This is a genomic window from Candidatus Zixiibacteriota bacterium, assembly GCA_014728145.1.
Taxonomy (GTDB): Bacteria; Zixibacteria; MSB-5A5; order JAABVY01; family JAABVY01; genus WJMC01.
The window spans coordinates 1-4,045 of the sequence record WJMC01000191.1 but is presented as its reverse complement, the minus strand read 5'-3'; the positions used below and the strand labels follow the sequence as shown (position 1 = coordinate 4,045).

6 protein-coding genes are annotated in these 4,045 nt (G+C 51.1%); all 6 read left to right on the top strand.

Annotated elements, in window-relative coordinates:
- Positions 1–370, top strand: a 370-nt coding sequence (locus tag GF404_11145; GenBank protein ID MBD3382737.1) for an NADH-quinone oxidoreductase subunit D, incomplete at its 5' end; no start/stop codon positions are given.
- A 77-nt stretch (positions 371–447) separates the two neighbouring features.
- Positions 448–1,362 (top strand): NADH-quinone oxidoreductase subunit NuoH, encoded by a 915-nt coding sequence (gene nuoH / locus GF404_11140; protein MBD3382736.1) that lies wholly within the window; start codon positions 448–450, stop codon positions 1,360–1,362.
- Between the two features lies 1 nt (position 1,363).
- Positions 1,364–2,080, top strand: a complete 717-nt coding sequence (locus GF404_11135) for a 4Fe-4S dicluster domain-containing protein (GenBank protein MBD3382735.1) — start codon at positions 1,364–1,366, stop codon at positions 2,078–2,080.
- Complete coding sequence (locus GF404_11130; GenBank protein ID MBD3382734.1) at positions 2,080–2,595, top strand: NADH-quinone oxidoreductase subunit J; 516 nt, start codon at positions 2,080–2,082, stop codon at positions 2,593–2,595. The genes GF404_11135 and GF404_11130 overlap by 1 nt, the downstream gene beginning before the upstream one ends.
- 1 nt (position 2,596) lies before the next feature.
- Positions 2,597–2,908: an NADH-quinone oxidoreductase subunit NuoK gene (gene nuoK / locus GF404_11125; GenBank protein MBD3382733.1), complete on the top strand. Its 312-nt coding sequence runs from the start codon at positions 2,597–2,599 to the stop codon at positions 2,906–2,908.
- A gap of 3 nt (positions 2,909–2,911) precedes the next feature.
- Positions 2,912–4,045: NADH-quinone oxidoreductase subunit L (locus tag GF404_11120; protein ID MBD3382732.1), on the top strand; the 1,134-nt coding region annotated here is incomplete at its 3' end.

The window sequence follows — 4,045 nt, the reverse complement described above, 5'->3', positions numbered from 1 at the left end:
CGATATTCCTTCCGGTCAGAACGGCGACACCTGGGACAGGTATCTTATGCGCCTGGAGGAGATCAAGCAGTCTGTGAAGATCATCGAGCAGGCCCTGGACGGTCTCCCGGAAGGAGATCCGACCTTGAAGATCAAGCCCAGCTTCAAGATCCCGGAAGGTGAATATTACGCCCGTGTTGAAGCGCCCCGCGGAGAACTCGGCTGCTACATTGTTTCTGATGGCAAGAAAAAGCCCTATCGTCTCAAGCTCAGGGGCGCGTCATATAATAATTTGCTGGTTATTCCGGAGATATCCACCGGTTGCAAAATCGCTGATCTGGTGGCAATCTTCGCTTCATTTGATATTGTAATGCCGGAGGTTGACAGGTGACGCTGTTCGGTATAGAGCTACCGCATATAGTAGTGTCCGGTATCTACGCGGTCATCTCGATTGCGATAGCGGCTTTAATGGCGCTCTATCTGGTCTGGTGGGAACGCAAGATATCCGGCCATATCCAGGTCCGCTTCGGTCCCATGGAGACCGGCGGATGGCATGGCTGGCTACAGACATTGGCTGACGGCCTTAAACTTTTGCAGAAGGAAGATACCGTACCGGCCTCGGCTGACACACGGGTTTTCTTCTGGGCACCGGTGGTTGTATTCACTGCCTCATTGATGACATTCGTGGTTATCCCCTGGTCGAAAAATATTATCTTCGCCGATCTCAATGTCGGTATCCTGTATATTTTTGCTATTACCAGTTTCACTGTAATCAGCCTGCTGATGGCCGGCTGGGGATCGAACAACAAATACGCCATTATAGGCGGTATGCGCTCGGCGGCACAGATTGTATCTTACGAAGTACCCCTGGCGCTGTCGATCATGGGCGTGATCATGCTTTCACAGTCCATGTCTATGCAGGAGATCGTCCTGGCCCAGGACAAGATCTGGAACTGGAATATCATCAGACAGCCACTCGGTTTTCTGATCTTTTTGGTGGCCGCCACAGCCGAGATCAACCGTACTCCGTTTGATCTGCCTGAAGCCGAGCAGGAGCTTGTGGCCGGTTTTTCGACCGAATACTCCGGCATGAAATTCGCCATGTTCTTTTTGGCTGAATTCGTTAATATGTTCATCGCCTCGGCGATCTGCACCACGCTCTTTCTGGGAGGCTGGCATGGCCCGGTCGCCAACGAATCGCTGGGGTGGCTGTGGTTTTTGATCAAGACTTTAATTGTGGTTTTCATATTCATGTGGTTCAGGTGGACTTATCCGCGTCTGCGTGTAGATCACCTGATGGAGTTCGCCTGGAAATGGCTGATTCCGCTGGCGTTTGTTAACCTTTTAGCGACAGGTTTGATTTACAACCTGATCAAGAGTTGAGATGGGACTTGTAAGAAGTTTTTTCTCGGGAATTTATAATCTGATCGTCGGCCTTACGGTAACCGGCAAGCATCTCGGCCGTCACGCCATCACCCTCCAGTATCCGAAGGAACGCTGGCCGATGCCGGAGCGTTCACGCGGGGTTGTGGTGCTTCTGTCCGACCAGGAATCGGGCAAACTGAACTGTACAGCCTGTATGTTGTGTATGCGCGCCTGCCCCTCCGCAGCGATCATGATCGAACGCGAGAAAAACGAGAACAAACGCTGGGAACCGACAAAATTCGTGATCGACAATACTATCTGTTGCTTTTGCGGTCAGTGCGAGGAAGCCTGCAATTTCGATGCTATCAAGCTGGCCGGCAAATACGAGTTTTCGGTTTTCGACCAGGGCGAATTGCATTACAACATGGAGTACCTGGGCGAGCTGGGTAAGGATGTGCCCTACACACCGCGCAGAAAGAAAGCCAAAAAGAAACCGCCCGCAAAACCGGCTCCCAAAAAAGAGGATGAAAAGAAACCGCCTGAGACTAAGTCCGAGCAAATGAAGGAAGAAAAGAAGGCGGACAAGCCGGAGGGCGTTGAAGCTAAAAAAGAGGATGAAAAAAAGCAGGACACACCTGTAAAAGAAGATAAACCCGCACAGCCTGAAAACGACAAAACTGAGCAAGATCAGAAAAGCGATCAGGCTGACAAGGACAAAAAGGATTCGGGGAACTGATGCTTGAGGGTTCGGCCGCGATAATATTCTATATTGTCGCCTTCGTGATGATTCTTTCGGCTATCATGGTGGTAGCCTTGAAAAACATCTTTCATGCCGCGCTGTTTCTGGTGCTGACACTCTTCTGCGTGGCTGTCGTGTTCATTTTCCTGTCAGCGGAATTTCTGGCCGCGGTACAGGTTCTGATCTACGTCGGGGCGATATCGGTGCTTCTGATATTCGCGGTTATGCTGACCCGGGAATTGACCAATTACTCGGTTAAGCAGTCAAACGAGCAGTCCTTCCCCGCTATACTGGTATCTATCTGTTTTACAGCAATCATAATATTCGCGATTTCGGCCAATCACAAGGTGGGTGGTTTTCCGCTGGCCGAGGATACGACTGTGGGCGACACAAACACCGCCGAGCTGGGGCATCTTCTGATGCGGGATTTCATCCTTCCATTCGAAGTCGTGTCGGTGCTTTTGCTGGCCGCCCTGATCGGCGCGATCGTGATTGCCAAGAGGGAAAATTGAGATGCAGGTTGGATTCGTACAATTTCTGTCGCTGGCCGCGATCCTGTTCGGGATCGGTCTCTACGGCGTTTTGACACGCCGTAACGCGATCGGTATCCTGATGAGCATCGAGCTGATGTTCAACGCGGTCAATATCAATTTCGTCGCCTTCGCCAAGTTCATCACACCCGACAAGCTGATCGGGCAGGTTTTCGCGGTCTTCGTGATCGTGATCGCCGCCGCCGAGGCGACTGTAGGACTTGCTATCGTGATCCTGATATACAAGAATTTCAAAGATGTCTTCGTGGACAAGATGAATATAATGAAATGGTAGCTTATGCTTGAGAATTTGTGGACAGTTCCGGCTATGCCGTTGATGGCGTTTACGGTGATTACGCTGTTTACACGCTTCAGCGAAAACCTCTCCAAGACGATTTCTATTTTTGCTATTCTCTACGGTTTCGTGTATTCGCTGATCTGTTTGATTCAGGTTATGGGTAAACCGGCCGGTTATGTTATGGATATCGGATTCGACTGGCTGACTTTGGGAGATTTCACGCTCCAGATCGGATTGTATGTTGACGGCCTGACAGTGGTAATGCTGATGGTGGTGACGATAGTCGCCTCGCTGGTGCATATCTACTCGATCGGGTATATGCAGGGCGATCCGCGCACTTCCCGTTATTTCTCGTTTCTTTCGTTGTTCTCATTTTCAATGCTGGGCCTGGTTGTAGCTAACAACTTCTTTATGATCTTCTGCTTCTGGGAACTGGTGGGCGTCAGTTCATATTTTCTGATTGGTTTCTGGTACGAAAAGAAAACCGCCGCCGATGCCGGCAAGAAAGCTTTTATCACCAACCGTATCGGCGATTTCGGGTTTATCATCGGGCTGTTGCTTCTATTTTTCACCTTCGGTTCACTGTCGTACAGCGAAGTATTCGAGATGGTCCATCATGATCCGACCCATTTCTCGGCCGGGATTCTGGCCGCGATCGGGATCTTCCTGTTCTGCGGAGCGGTTGGCAAATCAGCACAGTATCCGCTGCATGTCTGGCTCCCGGACGCGATGGAGGGTCCGACTCCGGTATCGGCTTTGATCCATGCCGCCACGATGGTCGCCGCCGGTGTATACATGATTGCCCGTTCGCTGTCGATCTACCATGCCTCGGAAACCGCCTCCCTAGTTGTGGCCTTAGTCGGTGGAATAACCTCTTTGATGGCCGCCACTATAGGGCTTGTGCAAAACGACATAAAACGAATACTGGCATACTCGACTGTTTCACAGCTCGGTTACATGGTCATGGCGCTGGGACTGGGCTCATTCGCCGCGGGAACATTCCACCTGATGACCCACGCCTTCTTCAAGGCCTGCCTGTTTTTGGGCGCTGGTTCGGTGATCCACGCGGTCCACACCCAGAACATCCATCACATGGGTGGACTCTCGCGTAAGATGAAAATAACTTCGATAACT